Source organism: Pseudarthrobacter sp. MM222 (assembly GCF_947090775.1).
Classification (GTDB): Bacteria; Actinomycetota; Actinomycetes; order Actinomycetales; family Micrococcaceae; genus Arthrobacter.
Genome location: NZ_OX352321.1, coordinates 4,218,803 through 4,241,961 on the forward strand (window position 1 = coordinate 4,218,803; position 23,159 = coordinate 4,241,961).

Sequence of the window (23,159 nt, forward strand, 5' to 3'; positions counted from 1 at the left end):
TCTCCGAATCTCCGGCTGCCGCACACTTAAGAGGCCATCGGCGACTGAGACCTTCCTGATCCATCCGCGACAATGTCGTCACACAAAAGGAACACCATGAGCCAGACACTCCCGTCCACGACGCCGGGCACTGACGCACCGGCCGGGACCCCGAAAAAGGCAGCCCTTGCCAGCTTCCTGGGCAGCGCCGTCGAGTACTATGACTTCTTTATCTTCGGCTCCGCTGCCGCGCTGATCTTCCCCAAGGTTTTCTTCCCGGACGCTGACGCCAATGCCGCGATCATGTCCTTCGCGACGTTCGGCTTCGCCTACGTGGCCCGGCCCGTCGGCGCCGTCATCCTGGGCCACTTCGGTGACCGGGTGGGACGACGCAAGGTCCTGATGTTTACGCTGCTGCTGATGGGGGCCTCCACGTTCCTGATCGGCTGCCTGCCCGACTTCAACACCGTGGGCTGGTGGGCTCCGGCCCTGCTGGTGCTGGCGCGCCTCTGCCAGGGCCTTTCCGCAGCGGGTGAGCAGGCCGGTGCCTCCTCCATGACGCTGGAGCATGCCCCGGACAACCGCCGCTCCTTCTTCACCTCCTGGACGCTGACCGGCACCCAGGGCGGCCAGATCCTCGCCGCCCTCGTCTTCATCCCGGTCCTCGCCCTGCCCGACGAGATCAAGTACGGCATCGGCTGGCGCATCCCGTTCTGGCTCAGCGCCGTCGTCGTAGTGGTCGCGTTCTTCATCCGCCGGACCCTGCACGAACCGCCGGCTTTCGAGGAAGCCCAGAAGAGCGCCCAGATCTCCAAGCTCCCCGTCGCCGACCTGCTCAAGCACCACTGGCGCGATGTCCTCCGCGTCGTCGCCTGCGCCTTCATCGCCGCAGTCTCCACCGTGTTCGGCACCCTGGCCATCAGCTACGCCAAGAACGTCGCCGGCGTGGACGGCACCACCACCCTCTGGCTCGTTGTCGGAGCCAACCTGGTGGCCCTGGGCACGCAGCCGCTCTTCGGCATGCTCGCTGACAGGATCGGCCGGAAGCCGGTCTTCATCTACGGCGCCCTGGCCAGTGCCATCCTGACGCCGGTGTTCCTGCTGAGCCTCGAGTCCGGCAGTATCCCGCTGATGTTCCTCGCCGCGATCGGCTTCTTCTCCTTCGGGTACGCTGCCTCCAACGCCGTCTGGCCCTCCTTCTATGCCGAGATGTTCAGCACCAAGGTCCGCTTCTCCGGTCTGGCGATCGGCACCCAGCTGGGCTTCCTGATGGCCGGCTTCGCCCCGGCGATCGTGGCGGCCATGGGCGGCATCAAGCCCGGCGGCTGGGTCCAGATCAGCATTTTCACCGGCATCATCTGCGTCATCTCGGCCGTCTCGGCCCTGACGGCCAAGGAGACCTTCAAGGTCCCCACCAAGGAGCTCGGCCTGCGCTAAGCTCCGGCAACCTGCCCGACGGCGGTCCGCCCCTTCCCGGGGCGGGCCGCCGTCGGCGTTTTCCCGGCGTGGGACCGCCCGTTACCGCCTGCCGGTCTCCAGCACCTCGGACAGGTCATAGGAGACGGGCTCCTCGAGCTGTTCGTAGGTGCACGAGCGCGGGTCACGGTCCTCGCGCCAGCGGACGAACTGCGCGGTGTGGCGGAACCGGACGCCTTCCATGTGGTCGTACTTCACTTCGATGACGCGTTCCGGGCGGAGCGGCGTGAACGACAGGTCCTTGCCCCCGCTCCACCGGCTGCCCTCGGCGTTGCGCGGCGTTCGGGTGCCTTCCTCCTGCCGGGGGGGCGCCCACGGGTGGTCGGCGGCGTCGGTCACCAGCGGCTGGAGCTCCTCGAAGAGCTCCTTGCGGCGCTGCATCGGAAAGGCACCGACCACGCCGACGTTCGCGAGGACACCGTCGTCGTCGTACAGGCCCAGCAGCAGGGACCCGACGCGGTCGGGGCCGGAGGTGTGCACCCGGTAACCGGCGACGACGCAGTCCGCGGTGCGCTCGTGCTTGATCTTGAACATCACGCGTTTGTCCGGCTGATACGTGCCGTCCAGGGCCTTGGCCACGATCCCGTCCAGCCCGGCCCCTTCGAACCGGGTGAACCACTGAGCGGCGGTCTCCCGGTCGTCGGTCGCAGCCGTCAGATGGATGGGCGCGGCACTGCCGGCGAGGGCCTGTTCCAAGGCAGCGCGCCGCTCCGTAAGGGGCCGCCCGGTGAGGTCCTCGTCGTCGAGCACCAGCAGATCAAACGCGACAAAGCTGGCCGGGGTCTCCCCGGCCAGCAGCTTCACCCTGCTCGCGGCCGGATGGATGCGCTGCTGGAGCGCGTCAAAGTCGAGCCGGTCCCCGGAAGCGCCCACCAGGATGATCTCGCCGTCGACCACGCAGCGCGGCGGCAGGTTCGCCTTCAGCGCCTCGACCAGCTCGGGGAAATAGCGGGTCAGCGGCTTGCCGTTGCGGCTGCCGATCTCCACCTCCTCGCCGTCGCGAAAGATAATGGACCGGAAGCCGTCCCACTTGGGCTCATAGCTCCATCCAGGCCCTGGGTCCCCGGCTTTTCCGGGACCTCCCGGAAGGGAAGGCACAGCTTTGGCCAGCATGGGCGCGATGGGAGGCATCAGGGGCAGTCGCATACGGCCCATTCTTACCCGGCGCTCCGCCAGCCGCCAGCCCCGCCGTCCGGAGCTTTCCTCGACACAGGCCCACGGCGACGGTAGACATTAACGATGGCGACCCTCGGCTTCCACGCATCCCATGAACAAATCAGTCCCGGCCAGCTCCTCAAGGACGTCCAGCTGGCGGAGCAGGCGGGCTTCGATGCCGCGATGTGTTCGGACCACATCGAGCCCTGGTCCGCGCGGCAGGGCCACTCCGGCTTCGCCTGGTCCTGGCTGGGGGCCGCCCTGGCCACCACCAAGCTGCGCTTCGGTGTGGTGACGGCCCCGGGCCAGCGGTACCACCCGGCTATAATCGCCCACGCCTCGGCCACGCTCGCGGACATGTTCCCGGGACGCTTCTGGATGGCGACCGGCAGCGGTGAGTACATGAACGAGCACGTCACCGGAGAGGCCTGGCCGGACAAGGAAACCCGGCAGCGCCGCCTGGAGGAGGCCGTGCAGATCATCCGTGAACTGCACGACGGTCAGGAGGTCACCCGCAGCGGCCTGCTCAAAGTCCAGCAGGCCCGAATCTGGGACATTCCGGAAATCAAGCCGCCCCTGATCGCGCCGGCCGTCAGCGTGGAGACCGCCCGGCGCTCAGCCGCCTGGGCGGACGGGCTGGTCACAGTAAACCAGCCCCCGGCGAAGCTCAAGGACATGCTCGCCGCCTACCGCGATGCCGGTGGCCGGGGCCCGGCTGCGCTGCAGGTCCACCTGTCCTGGGCGCCCGTGGAGGAGGACGCCGTCGCGATCGCCGTTGACCAGTGGCGCAGCAACGTGTTTGCCCCTCCGATCCCGTGGGACCTCCCCACTGCGGCCCACTTCGACAACGTCAGCGCCGAGGTGGGCGAGAAGCAGGTCCGGACCGCCGTCAACATCTCGGCTGACACCGCGCAGCACGCCGAGTGGCTCGCCGGGTACCTCGAACTCGGCTTCGAGGAGCTTTACCTGCATTTCGTCGGCCAGGAGCAGGAGCCGTTTATCGACGCCTTTGCGGAGCATGTGCTCCCCCAGCTGCGCGGATCGGACCGCCCGGCCCGGACCCGGGAGGTGCTGCTGTGAGAATCGCTGAAACCTCCGACCTGTGGTGGAAGAACGCCGTGATCTACTGCCTGGACCCGGAGACGTTCTTCGATGACAACGGCGACGGCACCGGGGATTTCGGCGGACTGATCCAGCGCGTGGACTATCTGGCCGCACTGGGCGTGACGTGCATCTGGCTCATGCCGTTCTACCCCTCTCCGGACCGGGACGACGGTTATGACGTCACCGACATGTACGGCGTCGATCCGCGGCTTGGCACTCTGGGTGACGTGGTGGAGTTCATCCGGACGGCAAGGGACCGGGGCATGCGGGTGATCGCGGATTTTGTCATCAACCACACCTCGGACAAGCACCCCTGGTTTGTCGAGTCCCGGAAGTCCATCGACAACCCGTTCCGCGACTACTACGTCTGGCGTAACGACACTCCCCCGGATACCTCCGACGAGGTGGTGTTCCCCGGCGAGGAGACCTCCATCTGGACCCAGGACAGTGCCACGGGTGAGTGGTACCTGCACATGTTCGCCAAGCACCAGCCGGACCTGAACGTGGCGAACCCGAAAGTCCGGGACGAGATCGCCAAGTCCATGGGCTTCTGGCTGCAGCTCGGCCTCGACGGTTTCCGCCTCGACGCCGTCCCGTTCTTCCTGGAACTGCGCGGTGAGCCCAAGGACGAGGCCGCCAGGACCAACCCGCACGAGTACCTGAGCGCCCTGCGCAGCTTCCTGAACCGCCGCAACGGCAGCGCCGTCCTGCTCGGCGAGGTCAACCTGCCCTACAAGGAGCAACTGAAATACTTCGGCGGACCCGCGGGCAACGAGCTGAACATGCAGTTCGACTTCCTGTCTATGCAGAACATGTATCTTTCGCTGGCCCGGGAGGACGCCCGGCCGCTGGCCAAGAGCCTTAGCAGCCGCCCGGAAATCCACCCGGACAACCAGTGGGCGATGTTTGTCCGGAACCATGACGAACTGACCCTGGACAAACTCAGCGACGCCGAGCGCCAGGAGGTCTTCGCCGCCTTCGGACCGGACGAGGACATGCAGATGTACGGCCGCGGCCTGCGACGCCGGCTGCCCACCATGCTTAAAGGGGACCCGGCCCGGATCCGGATGGTGTATTCGCTGATGTTCTCGCTGCCCGGCACGCCGGTGCTGTTCTACGGTGAAGAGATCGGGATGGGCGAGGACCTGCGGGCCAAGGGCCGCTCCGCAGTCCGTTCCCCGATGCAGTGGGACGACGCCGAGAACGGCGGCTTCTCCACGGCTCCGGCAAAGGATCTGGTCGCCCCGGTGGTGGAGGGCTACTTCGGCCCGAAAAACATCAACGCCGGCGCCGCAAAACGGGACCCGGAGTCACTTTGGAACTTCGTTGCCACGCTCATCCAGCGCTACCGGGAAAGCCCCGAACTGGGCTGGGGCGAGTTCGAGCTGATCAGGCACAGAGCGGAGAAGGTTCTGCTGCACCGCTGCAGCTCCGCCGGATCAACCCTCATCCTGGCCCACAATTTCGGCGCGGAGCCGATAGCGGTGACCGCAAATGTCACGTCCAGGGAGGACCAGGAGCCGGACTTCGCCGGCGCGGTGCTGCGCGACCTGCTGGACGGACAGGATGTCCCGCTGGCGGAGGACGGCAGCTTTGAGCTGCAGCTGGACCGCTACGGCTACCGGTGGTTCCGGATCCGGCGCCCCGAGGACCGCCACAGCCCCTAGCGTGGAAGTTCAGGATCAAAGCCGGCTACGAGAGGACCTGCGGCATGGCGATCGAGATTCGTCCGGCGACGCAGTTCGACGACGTGAAAACGATGGTTGGCTCCAAGCGTCCCGACGCGAACGTTTGCTGGTGCCTGAGCTACCGCATCCCTTCCAAACAGAACCTGGAGTTGCGCGGCACAGAGCGCGGGGCGTTGGTGGAGCAGCTCGTGGGGCAGGATCCGCCGCCGGGGGTGATCGCGTACGACGGCGACGAGGTGGTGGGCTGGGCGGCCATCCATCCGCGCGCCGACACCAGTTTTGCCCGCAACCGCAAGATCCCCCACCTCGACGACCTCGACGTGTGGTCGGTGTGGTGCATTCGCGTGCGGCCCGGCCGCCGCGGCGAGGGCATCTCGCATCACCTGCTGCAGGGCGCCGTCGACTTTGCCCGCGGCTACGGTGCGCCGGCCATCGAGGGCTACCCTGTCGATAACCGCGGCAGCCATGTGGATCTGACCATGGCCTATGTAGGCACCCGCGGGCTCTTCGAACAAGCCGGGTTCGCCAAGGCCGCGGACACCGACTCCGTGATCAACGGATTTCCTCGGGTGTTGATGCGGCTCAACCTGCGCTGATTCCAGGTCCGTCGGCGTACTACACCCACGTGGCACGCATGGCACGCATGGCACGCAATGGAAATCTAACAGCCATCAGAGCGTGTCCAGATCTAACCAAGCGCTTACCGGGTAGAAATGCAGCGGCAACATTGACGAAGGACACTGGAGGTGCCGGCAATAGCAGGCACCAGCTCCAGTCCGGGAGGCCCCGCCATGTTGAAGGAAGCCAACGCCCATGTGACCCGTATCCGCGCCGTGGATCAGCTGCATCGCGGCGATGAAATCGAGGCCCGCCTGAGGGTCGGCCCGAGCTACGACGACGTCGTGATCCGCCGCGGCAGCGTCCAGGAGACCGCGCCGGGAATCGGCGTCGTCTGGATCCTTGACCGCGCGTCAGGTACCCGCAGAGCCATCAACACGGACGAGTGCAGCCTCTGGCGGGTCGCTTGAGGCCGCTAGCCTCCTGCGACGGACTGGATGATCAGCAGTTCCTGGCCGGGTGAAATCTCGGTGGCCAGGCCCTGCAACCGGCGGATCTCGTTCCCGTTGACGTAGATATTCACGTAGCGTCGGACTTTCCCGGTTTCATCCCGCAGCCGCCTTGAGAGCGCCGGATAGGCCCCGGTCACCATATCCAGCACCCCCGCTACCGTCACCGTCCCGTCGGCGGGCGCAGTCAGGATGGACTGTCCGCCGGCGAGCGGCTGGAGCACACTGGGGAGCAGTACGCTGATGTCAGCCATCGGTACCTACGCGTTCAGGGCGACGTCCGGCACGGCGCCAGGGTCCCCTGCAACGGACACGGCAGCGGCCCGCACGCACAGCACGTCGGGCAGGTGGGAGGCCACCTCCGTGAAGCTTTCGCCCTCATCGGAACTGGCATACACGCTGCCGCCGCGGGTTCCGAAGTACACGCCGGCCGGCTCCGCGGCATCGACGCACGCGGCGTCCCGGAGCACCGCATTGAACTCGGCCTGCGGAAGTCCAGCATCCAGCCGTGTCCAACTGGAGCCGGCGTCGCCGGTCCGATGGACGGCGAGTTTGCCGTCCGGCGGGATTCTTTCCCCATCGGCCTTCAGCGGGATCACCCACGCGGTCCCGGCCCGGCGCGGATGGGTGAGCATCACAAAACCGAAGTCGGCGGGGAGCCCTTCCGCAATTGATTCCCAGTGCTCGGCGTCATCGTCAGTGCGGTAGACACCGTGATGGTTCTGCGCGTAGAGCCGGCCGTCGACGGCGGCATCGGCGGCAATCTTGTGGACGCACTGGCCGAACTCGGGGTTAGGATCCGGCATGAAGTACGCCGATATCCCGCTGTTGCGGGGCTCCCAGGACGTGCCGCCGTCGAGCGAGCGGTAGACGCCGCCGGTGCTCATGGCGACATGGACCTTCTCGCCCGTGTGGTCGAGGACGATCGAGTGCGCGGCGGCGCCGCCGTAGCCGGCTCCCCATTCGGTGCGGTGCGGATGGTCCCAGAGTCCCCGGTTCAGTTCGAAGTGCTCGCCGCCGTCGGTGGACTTCCAGACGGAAATCGGTTCGCAACCGGCCCAGACCACTCCCGGGCGGGACTCGGCATCCGGGTGGATCTGCCAGACGCGTTCGAGGGCGGCGTCGGTACCCTCCGGAAAGCGGATGGCGCCGTGCTCGGGCTCGTTCCAGGTGGCGCCCAGGTCATCGGAGTGGAAGACGGTGGGGCCCCAGTGCTCGGATCGAACACCGACCAGGATCCGGCTCCGGCCGTCGCGCGTGTCGATGGCGATGCTGGGAACTTCGCTCATCAGGAAGTGCGGTCCCGAAAGGGACCAATCCTTGCGGTCCGGGCTGCTTGCCAGCCAGAGCCCCTTTTTAGTGCCGATCGCCAGGACATAACTCTCTGCGGTAGCCATGCCCCCCATGCAACCACCCAGACCGGGAGGCCGCAATGGCTTTACGCCCCTGATTTGGCGCGCGGGGCCGTCAGTCGACGAATTCGGACTGGGTCTCGATGAAGTCCCAGTCCGCAGTCGTCAGGACCGCGGAGACCTCCTCCGGGCGGGGACCGCCGGCCTCGGCAATCCCCTGCAGCACCGGCAGGGGAAGTTCATCGGCGCGCAGGTTTTCCCGCAGCCACTCCTTGCTCGCCAGATCCAGATCCAGCCACCACATGAAGATTTCCACGGCGGTCACCCTTCCTTCCGTTCTTCCACGTTAGGCCCCGGACCGGGGGTGTTCAAGGGCCGGTGGACTCTGGCAGCAATCCCGGGCCGAAGACGTGCTGGCCTCCAGGCCCTTAGCCCTGCAGCGGCCTAGCCTTCACATTCGACGCAGAACTTGTGGCCGTTCTTTTCGCGGGCGATCTGGGAGCGGTGCCGGACCAGGAAACAGGAATAGCAGGTGAACTCGTCTTCAGCCTGCGGGATGACCTGTACGACCAACTCCTCGGCAACGAACTCACCGCCCGGGGTCATCGTGTCGTCGAGCGCATCGGATTCATCCAGTTCACGGACCACGCTGCGGGCATCAGGTGCATTTGCGGATTGCAGCGCTTCCAGGGAACTGTCCTGGGACTCCTTGACGTCGGAGCGTACTTCGTCGTAATCGGTTGCCACTTAGGTGGTTCTCTTTTCTGTCGTTCGTGTCTGACGGGAGTGCAACATCCACCATGGGTATGGTATTCCCGAGCCGATGGAGAAGTCGTCGCCGTCGACGTCGAAGTGTACCCGCATGCCGGCCGCTACGGTAATTGCCGCAGCAACATCCGGGGAAGTAAGCCCCTGTTCAGGCTTGCGCCGTGGGGCAACAATTGAGTATGTCCGACGACGCCTCCACCCGCCCATTGCCCGTGGTGGTCGGCGTCGTGCCGGGACAGTATCCGGAAGTACTGCGGACGGCGGCATCGCTCGCCGCAGGTCTGTCCGCTCCCCTGATCTGCGCCTACGTGGACGAGGCCAGCTATCTGGTGGAGTGGGACCCGGCACGCACGGCGCACCGGCTGTCGCTCCACCCCGACGCGGACGACGCCGAAATACGGGCGGTGACCCGGGAGCTGCGTTCCGTCGTGGCGGCGGCCTGCGACGGCCCCGGGGTTGCCTGGAGCCTCCGGACGCTCGCGGGCGACCCGGCCCGGGCGCTCGGCAGGCTCGCCGCCGAAGCCGGGGCAGCCATGATTGTCGTCGGTACGCCGGAACGGGGCTTGGGGCACCGGCTTTCCGAAGCGCTCAACGGATCTGTAGCCGCGTGGCTCAGCCATCACCAGGACCATCCGATCCTGATCGTGCCCGCGCCGCGTCCTGGCCGCAAGTCCCGCGGTTCCTGACGGGTCCGTAAACAGCGGAAATCTACCGCAGGAAAGTAAAGCGAAAGTAGTTATTCGCGGTGCTGGCTTTCCCCGGATCTCCCCAAGTAAGCTTGTTTTCGTAGCCCATTGAAGGGACTACCCCAAAAACTGCTCCGGAGTGCGTATCCCCCAATAACGCGCTCCGGAGCCTTTTTAATGTCCGGACCGTTTTTCGGCAGGCCCGGTCTTCGGGATACCCGCAGGGGGTACTTGCGCGATACCCCCAGGGGGTATATGTTGAGGCCATGGATGAGTCCGAACTCCCGATTATGGCCCCCACCGACGCCGAACAGCCCCCACACGGCTATACCTCCAACAAGGAGGCCTACCTGCGGCGGCTCAAGCGGATCGAAGGCCAGGTCCGTGGCATCGCCCGGATGGTCGACGAGGACAAATACTGCATCGACATCCTCACGCAGGTCGCCGCCGCCACCAAGGCGTTGCACGCATTAAGCCTGGGGCTGGTGGAGGAACACATCGGCCACTGTGTCGTCGGGGCGGCGTCCGAGCCTGATCCAGGTCTCCGCGCCGAAGCCATCGACGTCAAGGTCAAGGAAGCCACCGACGCCATCGGGCGCCTGCTGCGGTAGCGGCAACACCACCACCTGGCACACAATCGGGCTGCTGAACTCCAGCCGTCCGCCAACAAGGAGCAAGCCATGAGCACCGTTTCCACCACCGTCAGCGTTTCCGGGATGACCTGCGGCCACTGCGTGTCCTCTGTCAGCGAAGAGATTGAGGCGCTGGCCGGCGTCGAGCAGGTCGACGTCGACCTCAACGCCGGCGGCGTCTCCAGCGTGACTATCACCTCCACCGGGGCACTGTCCGCTGCCGAAATCGGCGAGGCGGTTGCCGAGGCAGGCTACCTTGTGGTGGCCAACGAAGCCTGAACACCCGGCGCAGCCGCAACAGCACGCCACCCGAACAAGGAAGCAACCGTGACTAACGAGCATCTGCTGAACCAGCCGGGAAGCCGGGCCATCGAGCTCGATATCGAGGGCATGACCTGCGCTTCCTGCGTCAGCCGGGTCGAACGCAAGCTCGCAAAACTCGACGGCGTCGAAGCCTCGGTCAACCTTCCCCTCGAGTCCGCGCACGTGACCGTCCCGATCGACGTCACCGACGAGCAAATCACCGCCACGGTAGCGGCAGCGGGCTACAAGGCCACCATCCGCCCCACCGCTGGCAAGGAGCCGGTCGGCCCTTACGCCGGCGACGGGCAGGCGGAACGGCACGGCGCCGGCGAGGACCACCTGGCCCACGGGGGCTCCGCGGCAACGCTGCGCCCGCGGCTCCTGGCGGCAGCCGCCCTGACGGTCCCGGTGCTCCTGATGTCGATGTTCCCGGCGTTCCAGTTCGCGAATTGGGGCTGGGCGGCCGGCGTCCTGGCCCTGCCGGTCGTGAGCTGGGCGGCATGGCCCTTCCACCGGGCGGCCGCAGTCAACGCCCGGCATTTCGCGTCCACGATGGACACCCTCGTGTCCCTCGGCGTCGTCGCTGCCTACCTGTTTTCCGTCTGGCAGCTGCTGGCCAATCCCGGGCTGACCGGGGACGCGCAGGGCATGGACGCCATGGAGACGCGTCCGGGCGGGCTCTACTTCGAGGTCGCCTCCGTCGTCACCACATTCCTGCTGCTCGGGCGCTACTTGGAGGCCAACGCCAAGCAGAAAGCCGGGAACGCGCTGCGGGCCCTGCTGGAGCTGGGCGCCAAGGATGCCACCGTCCTCCGCGGGGGTATGGAATACAAGGTTCCGGCGGACCGGCTGGCGGTGGGCGAGGTGATCGTGGTCCGCCCCGGCGAGAAGATCGCTACCGACGGCATCGTAATCGACGGCTCGTCCGCCGTGGACGCCTCCCTCGTAACCGGCGAGTCGGTGCCTGTGGAAGTCGGGCCGGACAGCGCGGTCACGGGTGCCACCATCAACACCTCCGGCAGGCTCCTGGTGCGCGCCACCCGGGTGGGATCGGAAACCACTCTCGCCCAGATGGGCCGCCTGGTCTCCCTGGCGCAGACCGGAAAGGCGCCGATCGCGCGCCTCGCGGACCGGATCAGTTCGGTCTTCGTCCCGGTGGTGCTGGTCATCAGCGCGCTCACGTTTGCCGGCTGGCTGCTCGCCGCCGGACCCGCCATCAGCGATGCCGAGCTCCGCGCCGCCTTCACGGCTGCTGTGGCCGTACTGGTCATCGCCTGCCCTTGCGCGCTTGGGCTGGCGACGCCGGTTGGACTCCTCGCCGGGACCGGCCGCGGGGCCCAGCTGGGGATCCTCATCAAGGGGCCCCAGGTGCTGGAGGACACCCGGACGGTGGACACCATCGTCCTGGACAAGACCGGCACCGTGACCACGGGCCGCCTCGCCGTCGACGGTACGCAGGCGTTCGCCCCGTTCAGCGGCGCCGAAGTCCTGCGGCTGGCAGGGGCCGTCGAGGCCGCGTCCGAGCACCCCATCGCCCATGCCATCGCCGCAGCTGCCCTGGCGGCTGGGCGGCAGAGCGGCGAGGGCGGCCGGCTACCCGCCGTCGCCGGCTTCCGTTCCGCCCCTGGCGGCGGTGTTCAGGGCACCGTCCAGGGCCGCCTGGTCACCGCCGGCCGGACGGGCTGGCTGCACGAAAACGGGGTCTCGATCACTGCCGGGCAGCAGGTTCTCCTCAGCGAGGCGGAGGAGAACGGCGGCACGGCCATCTGGCTGGCCGTCGACGGGAAGGCCGCCGGAATCATCAGCCTGCGTGACACGCTCAAGCCAGGCTCCGCGGCGGCAATCGCCAGGTTCCGGCGGCTCGGACTCCGGCCGATCCTGCTGACAGGCGACAACGCCGCAGTGGCTGCGCAGGTGGCCGCCGCCGTCGGGATCGGCCCCGACGACGTCTTTGCGGGCGTCCTGCCGGCCGGCAAGGTCGAGGCGGTGCGCGAACTGCAGGCCGGAGGAGCCACCGTGGCCATGGCCGGAGACGGGGTCAACGACGCCGCCGCGCTGGCACAGGCCGATCTCGGCATTGCAATGGGCTCCGGCACGGACGTCGCCATCGAGGCCGCGGACCTGACCGTCATGGGAAATGATCTTGGGCAGGTGGCACTGGCCATCGAGCTGTCCCGCCGGACCCTGGCCACCATCAGGACCAACCTCTTCTGGGCGTTCTTCTACAATGCCGTCGGCATACCGGTGGCTGCCCTGGGACTGCTCAATCCGATGATCGCGGGCGCGGCCATGGCCGCGAGCTCCGTCCTGGTGGTGGCGAACTCGCTGCGGCTGCGCAGCTTCGCGAAGTAGTCCGCCCCTGCGCCACCTGATCACGCAGCGCCACCTCAGGCTGCGCCGAGGGCAGCGGCGGACCTCAGGCTGCGCCGAACCGGACTTGCGCCTTGGCGCGCAACTTGGCGGCCTCCTCGTCCCGGTCCTTAGCCGGAGCGTGCGTCACCAGCGAATCGAGCAGGTGCTGCGTGGCGTGCGCGATCTCGTGGACGGCCCGGTTGAAGGCTTCCTCGTTGGCCTTGGACGGCTTGGTGCTGCCGCTGATCTTGCGCACATACTGCAGCGCGGCGGCCTCCACCTCGGCCGTGGTGGCGCGGGGCTCAAAGTTATGCAGGGTATGGATGTTTCGGCACATAGCTCTATGCTAAGCGCCGGATCCCGTGCGATCGAGGCCCGCGGCCGGGGATGATGACGACGCCGGCAGGGGTACCGCCGCCGCTCCGCCGCGAAGCTCGTCCAGCCGGACCAGGACCACTCCGCCGACAATCAGGACACCGCCCAGAAGCTGGATGGGGCCGGGCAGTTCACCGAGCAAGAGCCACGCCCAGATCACGGCGAACAGCACCTCGGTGAGCGAAATGAACGAGGCGACTTTGGATCCGAGCGCCCGCGCGGCGACAATGCCGGTGAGGTAGGCCAACACCGTGGCGAGCACCACCAGGCCGCCCAGCGCCGCCCACCAGGGGGTGATCCAGGGACCCAGACGGGTGTCGGCGGTGCTGAACGCCATCGGCAGCAGGCCGGTGGCTGCTGCCAGCCACATGACCACCGCGCCCACCAGGAGTCCCCCGGACGCCAGCACGATCGGTGGGAGCGTGTCGTTCTCCCTGGCTGTGATGAAGAAGTAAATCGCGAGGCACACGGCGGCCGCGATCCCCCACAGCACGCCGATGAGATCGATCTTGACGGCTCCCGTGAGATCCAGGACCAGGACGAGGCCACCCAGGGACAGCAGGGTGCCCGCGATGGTCAGCGGGTTCGGCCGCTTCCGGCTGGCAGCCCAGAGCCAGAGGACAATGAGCACGGGGGCGAGGTACTCCAGCAGCAGCGCAACGCCCACCGAGAGCCGTTCCACTGCGTTGAAGTAGAAGAGCTGGCAGGCCGCGACGCCGATGAGCCCAAAGAGCAAAACAGTGACCCAGTTGTTCCGGAGCTGATGCCAGCGCCCGCGCAGGGCCGGAACGGCGGGGACGGCCAGGATCAGCGCCGCTCCCGTAAGTCGTGCCGTGACCGCCGCCCCCGGCGTCCAGCCGGTTTCCAGCAATGCCTTCGCGAACGATCCGGAGAGACCGAACACCGCGGAGGACAGCAGGGCCACTCCCAGTCCCGAAGCCAGGAAACCCGAGGCGGCGCCTTGTGCGCGGGGCCCCCGTTTCCCCGGGGCGGGTATTGCGGCGTCCAGCGGGGTTGCGGGATTCCGGGCCGTTGCATCGGCGGAGCGGCGTGCGGCAGACACGGGCTGCCTCCTGTCAGGAGTAAGATGGGGTTATGGTCCTGACAATACGCCCGACCCAGGTAAGGAGTCAAGATGGTTTTTGCCCCTGACACGGAAGTTGCCCTGCGCTCCGTGGTCAACCTCATCAACACCGCGGCCAATGGCGATGAGGAGCTGGCCACAACGGCGGACCTGGACCGCTTCCTGGCGGCAGAAGGCTTCACCGGCTCCCGGACCGGGGACGCGGCCGAACTCGCCAGTGTGCACCGCCTTCGGAGCGAGTTGGCGGAACTGTGGCTCGCTGAAGAAGCTGCGGCCGTGGACACCCTGAACCGGCTGCTGCGGGACGCCAGGGCGCTCCCCCAGCTCGTCAAGCACGATGGCTGGGACTGGCACCTGCACGCCACCACCCCGGAGGCTCCGCTGGCCGACCGGATGAGCACGGAGGCCGCCATGGCCCTGGTCGATGTGATCCGCAGCAAGGAGATGGACCGGCTGCTGGTCTGCACCGCGGAGGACTGCGACGCGGTGGTGCTGGACCTCAGCCGCAACCGCTCCAAGCGCTACTGCGACACCGGAAACTGCGCGAACCGGGCGCATGTGGCGGCCTACCGGGCGCGCAAGGCGGCGTCCTGACCGCGGCGGGATCGGGACGGCGGGCCCGCCGTTAAGCTGCGCCCCAGCGAACTAGCGGAGCTCGTCCCGGGGCGTGCCGTCGGGGTTGGTGCCGGGGCCATCGGGATCGGGCCGTGGTGGGTAGCCGCCGGAACCGGAAGGTGACTTCCTGGAGCTGAGATTCACGCCGGATCCCTTGCCCAGGTGCTCGTCGTTGCCCTTGTAGCTCATTGCAAGCATGGCGGCCAGGACCAGGGTCACGATGAACGCGATGCCGGCTCCGGTGAAGGCAAGGTCGAACCGGGGCGTCTTGGCGCTGCCGCCGGAGGCGAAGATCAGGACGGCGAAGAAGGCGAGCACAGCCCAGAATGCGGAGAACAGGAGTGGTCCCTTGACCGAGGTCCGCAGGCTGCGCGGTTCTCCGGGTTTCTGCTGAGCCAAGGTGCTTTCCTCCTGCAGCCGACGCCCGGGGGCGTGGCAGTTTTGATACCGCAATTGTTCTACGCAGGGTAGAACCTGTCCCTACTAGTTTACGGCCTCGATGGAATCGCGCCGCGCATCGTGCCGCAGCGTCAGTCCCCCCAGCATCCACAGCACGCCGGTGATGATGGCGCCGCCACCGGCGACCCCGAGGAGCGCGTGCGGTCCGAGGTTGATGAAGAACGGCAGCGCCGCCGCCGTGCCGAGCCCGATCACGCCCGAAGCGATCCAGTCCCGCGCCAGCACGCTCCGGCCGCGGCCGATGATACCGAGGTACAGTTCTGCGGCGGCAGCCAGGCCCAGCCCGAGTGCCCCGAGGACTCCGAACACGAGGTTGCTGGAGAGCAGCCCGACGGCGGCACCGGTTCCGGCGAGCAGCGACCCTGCCGCGGAGAGGATCTTGCCGGATCGGGAGCCGCCGGGGAATCCCGATTTGTTGACGCTCCAGACCAGCACCGCTCCGGTGGCCAGCAGGTAGAGTCCGCCCGCCCAGCCCATCCCGGCTTCGGAGGGGGTGGCCCAGAACACGGTCAGAGCACCGAAGCCCAGTGCGACGGCGGCCCGGACGAGCACGGGCCTCCAGAGGTCCGCGTCGGCGGGCAGGGCGGTGGACGCGTCAGGGTTTGCGGGGTGAGTCACCCGTCCAGTTTAGTGCGAAGCAGCTGCGGCGCATGTCGGGGCAACCGCTTACCGCACGCCGAGCACCATCCACCGGTCGGTCCGCGCCCGGAGGCCCAGCGTGAGGGCCCGGGCCAGCATGTAGCCCAGCGAGAAGGCCGCCCATAACCAAAGCAGCCCCGCGCCGCCGTCGGCCCCGGAAACGCGGACCGCCAGCAACAGCGGCAGGTAGAGGGCCAGGTTGACGACGCCTGCGACCGCCAGGTACTTCGCGTCCCCCGCCCCGATGAGCACGCCGTCCAGGACGAAAACGTACCCGGCAACGGGCTGGCCCGCCGCGAGCACCCACAGGGCGAGCGTGAGTGCGGAGCGGACCTCCGCATCGGAGGTGAACAGGAGGCCGGCCCAGGGTGCGGCGGCAGCCAGCAGGATCCCGGTCAGCACGCCAAAGCCGAGGCCCCACCGGACCATCGTCCCGGTAAGCTCCCGCACCGCCGCCGCATGGCCCGCGCCGAGCTCCTTGCCGATCAGGGCCTGCGCCGCAATGGCCAGAGCGTCCAGCGCGAAGGCCAGGAAGGTGAACACGGTCATGGCAAGCTGGTGCGCTGCGAGGTTCACCGGGCCCTGGGCGGTGACCACGACGACCGTGGCCAGGATGGCGATCCGCAGGCTCAGCGTCCGCAGCATCAGCCACGAGCCCACCTTGGTCATGGACCGGATGCCCCGCCAGTCCGGCAGCAGGGGCACGCCGGAACTGCGGGCGTTGCGTCGCACCATTCCGACATAAACAAGGGCCATGGCCCACTGCGCGATGCTGGTGCCGACCGCGGAGCCCGTGACGGACCAGTGCAGCCCGTAGACCAGGAAAAGGTTCAGCACGATGTTCAGCGTGAACCCGGCAGCAGCGACTATGAGCGGAGTGCGGGTGTCCTGCAGGCCGCGCAGCACACCGGTGCCCGCAAAGATCAGCAGCATCGCAACGAGTCCGGGCATCGACCAGCGCAGGTAGTCCACAGCGAACATCCGCACCTCACCCCGGGCTCCCATGAGCTCCAGGAGCGGGTCGGCGGCTACGAAACCCACCGCGGCAAGAAGGGTCCCGAGCAGCAAGGCCAGCCAGACGCCGTCGCGCCCGGCCGCAAGGGCCTTGGGCAACTGCCCGCTGCCCACCGCCCGGGCCACCGCCGGCGTCGTGGAGTATGCGAGAAAAACCATCAGCCCGACTGCCGTATGCAGCACCGCGGAAGCCAGTCCGACGCCCGCCAACTGGGCCACGCCCAGATGGCCGACAATCGCAGAATCGGCAAGCAGGAACAGCGGTTCGGCGATCAAGGCGCCGAAGGCCGGGACGGCAAGACGGAAGATCTCGTGGCGGCGGCTGCCCGGGGACGGCAGCGTGGCGGAGGGCAGGGACGATGCGGGCACGGAACAACCCTAACCGCGGGGCGGGCGGCGCACCTGTGGCAGTCCATAAATCGTAATTAGTTGACATTTCAACCAATCAGGAGGAAGACTTAATGTGAACGCAACCGCTGAGCGGCACCACAAGACCCGCGCGGCTCCCCCTCACGAAACGGTATATTCCATGAACCAGTCCACCTTGACCACCTCGGCCCGCACAATCCTGCGCCTCGTCACCGGCTTTCTCTTCGCCGCCCACGGCTGGCAGAAATTCAACGAATTCACCGTCGCCGGCACCCAGGCCTCGTTCGCGAAGATGGGCGTGCCGGCTGCGGAAGTGGCCGCCCCCGTAGTGGCCACCCTGGAACTGGTCGGGGGCATTGCGCTGATACTCGGTGTACTCACCCGGGTGTTCGCAGTCCTCCTCACCCTCAACATGCTGGGCGCCCTGGTCCTGGTCCACGCCCCGGCCGGAGTCTTCGCCGCAACCGGCGGCTATGAGCTGGTACTGCTGCTGGCTACTGCAGCCCTGGCCGTCGCCCTCGTCGGAGCAGGCAAGGTGTCCGTCGATAAGGTGCTGTTCGGCCGGAGCGGATCGAAGCTCAGCGTCCTGGCCTAGGCTCCGGCTCCAAACGCAAGCACGCGACGTCGGGCGGTCACCATGGGTGGCCGCCCGGCGTCGTCTCCGGACGTGGTCATGGCGTCGCTGCTGATTGCTTATGGCGGCCGGCGTGGCCTTTGTGTCGCTGGCCCGGGCCGGTTCAGACGAGCATCAGTAAACTGCCAGCATGAGTGAGACAGCCGCCAATTCCGTCACCCTGCGTTTCCTTGCAGCCCCCACCGACTTGGGCCACAGCGGGTCCGTCGACGCCGGCACGGTGCTGGAGTGGGTAGACAAGGCCGCCTACGCCGCCGCCGTCGGCTGGTCGAAGTCCTACTGCGTGACGGCCTACGTGGGGAACATCCATTTCGCGGACCCCGTCAATAGCGGCGACATGGTGGAAGTCGAGGCCACCATCGTCTACACGGGACGGTCCTCGATGCACATCCGCACCGTGGTGTCCTCGGGCGACCCCAAAGGCGGCCCTGCCACGATGCGCAGCCAGTGCATGGTGATCTTCGTGGCCGTCGGCGAGGACGGCAAGCCCGTTTCCGTACCGCATTTCGAGCCTGCAACGCCGGAGGAGATAGAACAGCGCGACCACGCCGTGGCCAGGATCAAGGTCCGCGAGGACATCGTCCGGGCCATGAATGCACAGGCATATACCGACGCCGGTACGGCCGAACGCGTGGTCCTGCGGTTCATGGCGGCCCCCACGGACGTTAACTGGGGCGGCAAAGTCCACGGTGGCATCGTGATGAAATGGATCGACGAGGCGGCCTACGTGTGCGCGTCCCGCTACTGCGGGCTGGACACCGTGGCGGTATTTTCCGGCGGCGTGCGCTTCTACCGGCCGCTGCTGATCGGCCACGTCGTGGAAGTCGAGGCCCGGCTGGTCTACACGGGCACCAAGGGCATGCATGTTGCCGTCCATGTCCGCTCAGGCGACCCCAAGGGACGCGAGCTGAATCTCACCACGTACTGCCTGACCGTGATGGTTGCCCGCGATAGAACCGGCACGTCGGTCCCCATCCCGCAATGGAGTCCGCAGTCCGAAGAGGACAAGCGGCTGCACGCCCACGCCCGCGAGCTGCTCGAAATCCGCGGACGCGCGCCGGGGAACCGGCTGCCCAACCACCTGCTCCCGGCGGCCGGTCCGCAGCCATCCGCCGGGCCCGGCTCAGCGGCCGGGCCGGCCGGAGCGGACGCCTAGAAGCCTAGAAGCCGCCCCCGCCGCCCGCATCGGCCGCCATGTTGGCAAAGCGCGAGTAGTGCCCCTGGAAGGCCACCACAATGTCCTTGGTCGGGCCGTTACGGTGCTTGGCGATGAGGATGTCCGCCTCACCGGCGCGCGGGGATTCCTTGTCATAGACATCCTCGCGGTGCAGGAGGATAACCATGTCGGCGTCCTGCTCGATGGAGCCGGACTCGCGCAGGTCCGAGACCATGGGCCGCTTGTCCTGGCGCTGCTCGGACCCGCGGTTCAGCTGCGAGAGGGCGATCACGGGGACCTGCAGCTCCTTGGCGAGCAGTTTCAGCGCACGCGAAAATTCGGACACTTCCTGCTGGCGCGACTCGACTTTCTTGCCCGAGCTCATGAGCTGCAGGTAGTCCAGGATCACGAGTTTCAGGTCGTGCTGCTGCTTGAGGCGCCGGCACTTGGCGCGGATTTCCATCAGCGACATGTTGGGGCTGTCGTCAATGAACAGCGGCGCATCATTCATCCGGCCCATGGTGGTCGCGATCTTCGACCATTGCTCGTCCTTGATGGTGCCCTTGCGGAGATCCTGGAGACCGATGGTCGCCTCGGCGGACAGCAGGCGCATGGCGATCTCGTTCCGGCCCATTTCCAGCGAGAACATCACGGTGGCGAGGTTGTTCTTGATGGCGGCCGAGCGGGCGAAGTCGAGGGCGAAGGTGGACTTACCGACGGCCGGACGGGCGGCAATGACGATCATCTGGCCGGGGTGCAGTCCGTGGGTAAGTTCGTCCAGTTCATAGAACCCAGTGGGGACGCCGGTCATTCCCTCCCCGCGATGGCCCGAGGCCTCGATCTCGTCGACGGTGGATTCCATCACGTCCTTCAGGACCACATAGTCTTCGGCCGTGCGGCGCTCCGCCACGGCGTACACCTCGGCCTGGGCCTGGTTGACCAGGTCCTCAACCTCACCGTCCTGGCCATAACCGAGCTGCACGATTTTCGTCCCGGCGTTCACGAGCCGGCGCAGCACTGCGCGCTCCGCGACGATCTCGGCGTAGTAGCCGGCGTTGGCTGCCGTCGGGACGGTCTGGATCAGCTCGTGCAGGTACGCAGGGCCGCCAATCCGGTTGATCTCGCCGCGCTTTGTCAGTTCATCCGAGACCGTAACGGCGTCGGCAGGTTCACCGCGGCCGTAAAGGTCGATGATGGCCTCGTAGACCGTCTCGTGCGCCGGCCGGTAGAAGTCCTGGCCGCGCAGGATTTCGACGACGTCGGCGATGGCGTCCTTGGACAGCATCATGCCGCCCAGCACCGATTGCTCCGCCGGGATGTCCTGCGGGGGCTTGCGGCTGCCTTCGGATCCTCGCGTACCCTCGACCGTGTCCAGATGCGTTACTGACAAAACTGCCGTCCTCCATTGTGTGCCGCGGCGGATAATCTTCGCCGGCGGCGCGTAAGCCATCTGCCTTGGTGCCAGTGACGTCCAGCCCGGCGCGTACCGATGGGACCAGTCCTATCAGTCGGCACCGACAGTTCTGCCGCCCGATGCCGGGATCCAAGGCGCAGATCCGGCGTGAGGCCCCGCGGCTTCCGTGGGCAGGGACCCAGGCGAACCGGATTTCCGCATCCGCCGCCCGATCTCCAGCAACGGTATCCCCCAGCCGGGCAGGCACCAAGACGACCGGACACCACCCCTGTGGATAAGCTGTGCACTACCGCTCCATGCTTGTGCACAGCCTGTGGGAACAGCTGTGGATAGAAAAATTGTTCTCCCCGAAATACCGCGCTGACCTGCGGAAACACTGTCTTTACCTTGTGGACACAAAAATATTTTCGGAATTTTTCATCCACAGCCCAGGCCCCGGGCTGGGGATATGCCCGGGTCTCGGGTGGCACATCAGGGCTGAAATATTCACATTTGGTGAGGGGTGTCACGCCTTTACCGGGAATTGACGCCACCTTTAGCGCCCTGTATGCAAGCGCCAGAATATGCTGTGGACAACCGCAATCTGGCATAAGCTCTAAGCATGGGCGAAGTCTTGCTGGTCATCCTCCCTGCCCTTATCCTGGCGGCAGTCCTCTGGGCGTTCGCCACGGCCCTCAAACCCCGCGATTTCGGCATGTCGGACGCGGAGCGCTATCAGCTCGAGCTGGCCGCCCGCTCGCAGGCGCACTATGCGGCGCAGGTCCAGGCTGCCACTGCGGCGCGGGCCCGGGTGGACGCCGTGACCCGTCCCAGCCAGAATGAGCAACAGCAGTCCCAGCAGGCCGATCACGCCCGCGCGGCCCTGCGCGCCCAGGTCGGCTCCGCGCCGGCCGTGGGCCAGCACGGCTATCAGGGCCCGGTTTTGCCGGGCGGGCAGCTGAACCCCCAGTTCGCCCTCCAGCTGCAGTCCCTGGCTCGCGACGGCAAGAAGATCCAAGCCATCAAGCTGCTGCGGCAGGCGACCCATTCAGATCTTTTGACCGCCAAGAAATACGTAGATCGGCTGTAGTACATGGAATCCCTGATCATCCCCGTCCTGATTCTGGCACTCGTCGGGGCCGGCGTAGTGCTGGCAGCCAAGGCAATCGGCCGGCGAGGGAACAAGGTTCTGCCTGGTTCTACGCCGCCGCCCAGTCGAGATTCCGTTGAGCTGGCCCGCGCCGCAGCGGCCAAACTGGACCAGGAACAGCACCGGCGTCTCTACGCGCTCATCGCACAAGGTCAGGCAATGGCCGCCATCAAGCTCTACTTCGAGAGCACGGGAGAAGGGCTGCGCGCTTCCCGCGACGCCGTCGGGGCCCTGGCCGCCCACCCCCAGCCCTTCCGGCCGCCCACTGCAGAGCAGGCCCCCAGTGAGGACGAGGACGATACCCCACAGCGCTTCCCGTACCGCTACCGCGCAATCGCCAGCAAGGGCGACGTTACTCGCGAGGTCAGCAGCAACATGCTCAACGACGAGATCTATGGCAGGATCCGCACCCTCGCCAAGAGCGGCGACACGGAGGCGGCGGCCACCGCGCTGACCCGCCACTCGGACATTTCCATGAAGCAGGCCCTCGAGTTCATCGCCCTGCTGGACGATTGAGCCCTCGGCGGCAGGAGCTCCGCGGCCGGCTTTCGCAGGCTAGAAGTCGAACATCTCGCCCAGCCAGCCTTCCTTCTTCTTGGGCCGGCGGCGGTCATCGTAGCGTGGCTGGTCGTACCGGGGCCGGTCCCGGCGCTCGTCATAGTGGCGGTCATCCCGGCGCGGTTCGACGCTGTAGAGCGGGGGCGGGAGATGCCCGGCCGGGGGCGACTGGGGTGAGGCTGCCGGGGCCGGCGAGGCGCCCATCAGGTCCGCCGCGCGGTCGATGATCTTGTCGAGCTCACCGCGGTCCAGCCACACGCCCCGGCATTGCGGGCAGTAGTCGATTTCGACGCCGCTTCGTTCACTCATGATCAGGTCTATTGAATCCACAGGACACTTCATGTCCCGGACAACGAGCGGGCCGCCGGAATCGTTCGCAGCCGCGCCCGCCGGGGCGCTGGCGTTACCGTCCGCGGGAAATACCGGCGAGCAGTTGCTCGAAGGGCATCGACGCCATCGGAGAAGGCTTCTGCTGGGGCTGGGCACCCTGCAGCAGGGCGGCAAACTCGCCCGCCGCACGCTCGATCCGCGCCGAGAGTGGCGACCCGCCGTCGTCGTTGTTCCCCCAGTCCTGCGGGCCCGCGAAGACCGCGGTGGGGGCGACCCGGGTCCGCAGATACGTGAAGAGCGGCCGCATGGCGTAGTCCAGGACCATTTGGTGCCGGTCCGTGCCGGCGGTGGCGCCCAGCAGGACGGCCTTGCCCTCCAGCGACTTGGGATCCAGCACGTCAATGAAGGACTTGAACAGGCCGCTGTAGGAGGCGCTGAAGACCGGGCTGACGGCGATGATCCCGTCGGAGGCGTCGACGCCGGCGATCACTTCGGCCAGTCGGGGAGCCGCATATCCGGTCACGAAATTGTTGGCGATGTCGACCGCGAGGTCCCGGAGTTCTACGACGTCGACAGTGACAGCATAGCCCGATGCCGCCAGCTGCCGTTCCGCCGAGGCTGCCAGCTGGTCCGCCAGGAGGCGGCTCGACGACGGAACGCCGAGTCCGGCGGAAAGAACGGTGATTCGGCGGGTTTCCACAGGTGCTCCTTGGGTGACGTTGGCCGGTCCGGCCATACTATATGCGTTTGCATCTACCTGTAGAAGCGGCGGCCCACGCCGTTTATTCCCGCCCTCCGTTTGCTCTATCACTTTCGGGCCC

Annotated in this window: 27 protein-coding genes; 14 read left to right on the forward strand and 13 right to left on the reverse strand. The window is 67.1% G+C overall.

Features of this window, described 5'->3' with window-relative positions; translation table 11 throughout:
• Positions 1-96 precede the first annotated feature (96 nt).
• Positions 97-1,416 carry an MFS transporter gene (locus OM977_RS19295; protein WP_264355470.1) on the forward strand — a complete coding sequence of 440 codons (1,320 nt, stop codon included), beginning with the start codon at positions 97-99 and terminating at the stop codon, positions 1,414-1,416.
• Between the two features lie 81 nt (positions 1,417-1,497).
• On the opposite strand, the gene OM977_RS19300 is transcribed toward OM977_RS19295, so the two are convergent.
• Complete coding sequence (locus OM977_RS19300) at positions 1,498-2,601, reverse strand: ATP-dependent DNA ligase (protein WP_264355471.1); 1,104 nt, start codon at positions 2,599-2,601, stop codon at positions 1,498-1,500.
• A gap of 93 nt (positions 2,602-2,694) precedes the next feature.
• Between OM977_RS19300 and OM977_RS19305 the strand changes: the two genes are divergently transcribed.
• The 4 genes from OM977_RS19305 to OM977_RS19320 all read left to right on the forward strand — a co-directional run bounded on the left by OM977_RS19305 (position 2,695) and on the right by OM977_RS19320 (position 6,430).
• Positions 2,695-3,690, forward strand: a complete 996-nt coding sequence (locus OM977_RS19305) for a TIGR03885 family FMN-dependent LLM class oxidoreductase (protein WP_264355472.1) — start codon at positions 2,695-2,697, stop codon at positions 3,688-3,690.
• Positions 3,687-5,381 carry an alpha-amylase family protein gene (locus OM977_RS19310; protein ID WP_264355473.1) on the forward strand — a complete coding sequence of 565 codons (1,695 nt, stop codon included), beginning with the start codon at positions 3,687-3,689 and terminating at the stop codon, positions 5,379-5,381. The genes OM977_RS19305 and OM977_RS19310 overlap by 4 nt, the downstream gene beginning before the upstream one ends.
• 44 nt (positions 5,382-5,425) lie before the next feature.
• Complete coding sequence (locus OM977_RS19315) at positions 5,426-5,998, forward strand: GNAT family N-acetyltransferase (protein WP_264355474.1); 573 nt, start codon at positions 5,426-5,428, stop codon at positions 5,996-5,998.
• A 195-nt stretch (positions 5,999-6,193) separates the two neighbouring features.
• Complete coding sequence (locus OM977_RS19320) at positions 6,194-6,430, forward strand: hypothetical protein (RefSeq protein ID WP_333474022.1); 237 nt, start codon at positions 6,194-6,196, stop codon at positions 6,428-6,430.
• 5 nt (positions 6,431-6,435) lie between these two features.
• On the opposite strand, the gene OM977_RS19325 is transcribed toward OM977_RS19320, so the two are convergent.
• The 4 genes from OM977_RS19325 to OM977_RS19340 form a co-directional block, all read right to left on the reverse strand.
• Positions 6,436-6,723 (reverse strand): MoaD/ThiS family protein, encoded by a 288-nt coding sequence (locus OM977_RS19325; protein WP_264355476.1) that lies wholly within the window; start codon positions 6,721-6,723, stop codon positions 6,436-6,438.
• 6 nt (positions 6,724-6,729) lie between these two features.
• Positions 6,730-7,875, reverse strand: a complete 1,146-nt coding sequence (locus OM977_RS19330; protein WP_264355477.1) for a WD40/YVTN/BNR-like repeat-containing protein — start codon at positions 7,873-7,875, stop codon at positions 6,730-6,732.
• A gap of 61 nt (positions 7,876-7,936) precedes the next feature.
• Positions 7,937-8,137, reverse strand: coding sequence for a hypothetical protein (locus OM977_RS19335; protein WP_264357489.1), 201 nt, complete (start codon positions 8,135-8,137; stop codon positions 7,937-7,939).
• Positions 8,138-8,265: 128 nt separating this feature from the next.
• Positions 8,266-8,568 carry a DUF4193 domain-containing protein gene (locus OM977_RS19340; RefSeq protein WP_264355478.1) on the reverse strand — a complete coding sequence of 101 codons (303 nt, stop codon included), beginning with the start codon at positions 8,566-8,568 and terminating at the stop codon, positions 8,266-8,268.
• Positions 8,569-8,768: 200 nt separating this feature from the next.
• Between OM977_RS19340 and OM977_RS19345 the strand changes: the two genes are divergently transcribed.
• The 4 genes from OM977_RS19345 (at position 8,769) to OM977_RS19360 (ending at position 12,562) form a co-directional block, all read left to right on the forward strand.
• Positions 8,769-9,275, forward strand: a complete 507-nt coding sequence (locus tag OM977_RS19345) for a universal stress protein (protein WP_264355479.1) — start codon at positions 8,769-8,771, stop codon at positions 9,273-9,275.
• 266 nt (positions 9,276-9,541) lie between these two features.
• Positions 9,542-9,886 (forward strand): metal-sensitive transcriptional regulator, encoded by a 345-nt coding sequence (locus tag OM977_RS19350; RefSeq protein WP_264355480.1) that lies wholly within the window; start codon positions 9,542-9,544, stop codon positions 9,884-9,886.
• A 69-nt stretch (positions 9,887-9,955) separates the two neighbouring features.
• Complete coding sequence (locus OM977_RS19355; RefSeq protein WP_264355481.1) at positions 9,956-10,186, forward strand: heavy-metal-associated domain-containing protein; 231 nt, start codon at positions 9,956-9,958, stop codon at positions 10,184-10,186.
• Between the two features lie 48 nt (positions 10,187-10,234).
• Complete coding sequence (locus OM977_RS19360; protein WP_264355482.1) at positions 10,235-12,562, forward strand: heavy metal translocating P-type ATPase; 2,328 nt, start codon at positions 10,235-10,237, stop codon at positions 12,560-12,562.
• Between the two features lie 64 nt (positions 12,563-12,626).
• On the opposite strand, the gene OM977_RS19365 is transcribed toward OM977_RS19360, so the two are convergent.
• Both OM977_RS19365 and OM977_RS19370 read right to left on the reverse strand, forming a co-directional pair.
• Positions 12,627-12,899: a DUF2277 domain-containing protein gene (locus OM977_RS19365; RefSeq protein WP_264355483.1), complete on the reverse strand. Its 273-nt coding sequence runs from the start codon at positions 12,897-12,899 to the stop codon at positions 12,627-12,629.
• A 9-nt stretch (positions 12,900-12,908) separates the two neighbouring features.
• Positions 12,909-13,934 (reverse strand): EamA family transporter, encoded by a 1,026-nt coding sequence (locus OM977_RS19370; protein ID WP_264357490.1) that lies wholly within the window; start codon positions 13,932-13,934, stop codon positions 12,909-12,911.
• A gap of 138 nt (positions 13,935-14,072) precedes the next feature.
• Here OM977_RS19370 and OM977_RS19375 point away from each other — a divergent pair, with 138 nt between their 5' ends.
• The gene (locus tag OM977_RS19375; protein WP_264355484.1) at positions 14,073-14,615 is read left to right on the forward strand and encodes a CGNR zinc finger domain-containing protein; all 543 of its coding nucleotides are present in this window, start codon (positions 14,073-14,075) and stop codon (positions 14,613-14,615) included.
• Positions 14,616-14,666: 51 nt separating this feature from the next.
• Here the strand turns inward: OM977_RS19375 and OM977_RS19380 are convergent, their stop codons facing one another.
• From OM977_RS19380 to OM977_RS19390, 3 genes are all read right to left on the reverse strand, one after another.
• Positions 14,667-15,035 (reverse strand): hypothetical protein, encoded by a 369-nt coding sequence (locus OM977_RS19380; RefSeq protein WP_264355485.1) that lies wholly within the window; start codon positions 15,033-15,035, stop codon positions 14,667-14,669.
• A gap of 84 nt (positions 15,036-15,119) precedes the next feature.
• Entirely contained in the window at positions 15,120-15,713 is a 594-nt protein-coding gene (locus OM977_RS19385) for a hypothetical protein (protein WP_264355486.1), read from the reverse strand.
• A 48-nt stretch (positions 15,714-15,761) separates the two neighbouring features.
• Positions 15,762-17,117: an MATE family efflux transporter gene (locus OM977_RS19390; protein WP_264355487.1), complete on the reverse strand. Its 1,356-nt coding sequence runs from the start codon at positions 17,115-17,117 to the stop codon at positions 15,762-15,764.
• 160 nt (positions 17,118-17,277) lie between these two features.
• On the opposite strand from OM977_RS19390, the gene OM977_RS19395 reads away from it, so the two are divergent.
• Both OM977_RS19395 and OM977_RS19400 read left to right on the forward strand, forming a co-directional pair.
• Complete coding sequence (locus OM977_RS19395; RefSeq protein ID WP_264357491.1) at positions 17,278-17,712, forward strand: DoxX family protein; 435 nt, start codon at positions 17,278-17,280, stop codon at positions 17,710-17,712.
• A 169-nt stretch (positions 17,713-17,881) separates the two neighbouring features.
• Positions 17,882-18,907, forward strand: a complete 1,026-nt coding sequence (locus tag OM977_RS19400; RefSeq protein WP_264355488.1) for an acyl-CoA thioesterase — start codon at positions 17,882-17,884, stop codon at positions 18,905-18,907.
• 4 nt (positions 18,908-18,911) lie between these two features.
• On the opposite strand, the gene dnaB is transcribed toward OM977_RS19400, so the two are convergent.
• The gene (gene dnaB, locus OM977_RS19405; protein ID WP_264355489.1) at positions 18,912-20,297 is read right to left on the reverse strand and encodes a replicative DNA helicase; all 1,386 of its coding nucleotides are present in this window, start codon (positions 20,295-20,297) and stop codon (positions 18,912-18,914) included.
• A gap of 625 nt (positions 20,298-20,922) precedes the next feature.
• Here dnaB and OM977_RS19410 point away from each other — a divergent pair.
• Both OM977_RS19410 and OM977_RS19415 read left to right on the forward strand, forming a co-directional pair.
• Positions 20,923-21,390, forward strand: coding sequence for a hypothetical protein (locus OM977_RS19410; RefSeq protein ID WP_264355490.1), 468 nt, complete (start codon positions 20,923-20,925; stop codon positions 21,388-21,390).
• Positions 21,391-21,393: 3 nt separating this feature from the next.
• Positions 21,394-21,966 (forward strand): hypothetical protein, encoded by a 573-nt coding sequence (locus tag OM977_RS19415; protein ID WP_264355491.1) that lies wholly within the window; start codon positions 21,394-21,396, stop codon positions 21,964-21,966.
• 39 nt (positions 21,967-22,005) lie between these two features.
• Here the strand turns inward: OM977_RS19415 and OM977_RS19420 are convergent, their stop codons facing one another.
• Entirely contained in the window at positions 22,006-22,350 is a 345-nt protein-coding gene (locus OM977_RS19420) for a TFIIB-type zinc ribbon-containing protein (protein WP_264355492.1), read from the reverse strand.
• Between the two features lie 61 nt (positions 22,351-22,411).
• A complete protein-coding gene (locus OM977_RS19425; RefSeq protein WP_264355493.1) occupies positions 22,412-23,038 on the reverse strand; it encodes an FMN reductase in 627 nt (208 codons plus the stop codon).
• Positions 23,039-23,159 lie beyond the last annotated feature (121 nt).

Excerpts from the sequence above, each read along its gene's own strand:
- OM977_RS19295 (WP_264355470.1), top strand. The coding sequence starts at position 97 with ATGAGCCAGACACTCCCGTCCACGACGCCGGGCACTGACGCACCGGCC.
- OM977_RS19300 (WP_264355471.1), bottom strand. The coding sequence starts at position 2,601 with ATGCGACTGCCCCTGATGCCTCCCATCGCGCCCATGCTGGCCAAAGCT.
- OM977_RS19305 (WP_264355472.1), top strand. The coding sequence starts at position 2,695 with ATGGCGACCCTCGGCTTCCACGCATCCCATGAACAAATCAGTCCCGGC.
- OM977_RS19315 (WP_264355474.1), top strand. The coding sequence starts at position 5,426 with ATGGCGATCGAGATTCGTCCGGCGACGCAGTTCGACGACGTGAAAACG.
- OM977_RS19320 (WP_333474022.1), top strand. The coding sequence starts at position 6,194 with ATGTTGAAGGAAGCCAACGCCCATGTGACCCGTATCCGCGCCGTGGAT.
- OM977_RS19325 (WP_264355476.1), bottom strand. The coding sequence starts at position 6,723 with ATGGCTGACATCAGCGTACTGCTCCCCAGTGTGCTCCAGCCGCTCGCC.
- OM977_RS19330 (WP_264355477.1), bottom strand. The coding sequence starts at position 7,875 with ATGGGGGGCATGGCTACCGCAGAGAGTTATGTCCTGGCGATCGGCACT.
- OM977_RS19345 (WP_264355479.1), top strand. The coding sequence starts at position 8,769 with ATGTCCGACGACGCCTCCACCCGCCCATTGCCCGTGGTGGTCGGCGTC.
- OM977_RS19350 (WP_264355480.1), top strand. The coding sequence starts at position 9,542 with ATGGATGAGTCCGAACTCCCGATTATGGCCCCCACCGACGCCGAACAG.
- OM977_RS19355 (WP_264355481.1), top strand. The coding sequence starts at position 9,956 with ATGAGCACCGTTTCCACCACCGTCAGCGTTTCCGGGATGACCTGCGGC.
- OM977_RS19365 (WP_264355483.1), bottom strand. The coding sequence starts at position 12,899 with ATGTGCCGAAACATCCATACCCTGCATAACTTTGAGCCCCGCGCCACC.
- OM977_RS19375 (WP_264355484.1), top strand. The coding sequence starts at position 14,073 with ATGGTTTTTGCCCCTGACACGGAAGTTGCCCTGCGCTCCGTGGTCAAC.
- OM977_RS19395 (WP_264357491.1), top strand. The coding sequence starts at position 17,278 with ATGAACCAGTCCACCTTGACCACCTCGGCCCGCACAATCCTGCGCCTC.
- OM977_RS19400 (WP_264355488.1), top strand. The coding sequence starts at position 17,882 with ATGAGTGAGACAGCCGCCAATTCCGTCACCCTGCGTTTCCTTGCAGCC.
- OM977_RS19410 (WP_264355490.1), top strand. The coding sequence starts at position 20,923 with ATGGGCGAAGTCTTGCTGGTCATCCTCCCTGCCCTTATCCTGGCGGCA.
- OM977_RS19415 (WP_264355491.1), top strand. The coding sequence starts at position 21,394 with ATGGAATCCCTGATCATCCCCGTCCTGATTCTGGCACTCGTCGGGGCC.
- OM977_RS19420 (WP_264355492.1), bottom strand. The coding sequence starts at position 22,350 with ATGAAGTGTCCTGTGGATTCAATAGACCTGATCATGAGTGAACGAAGC.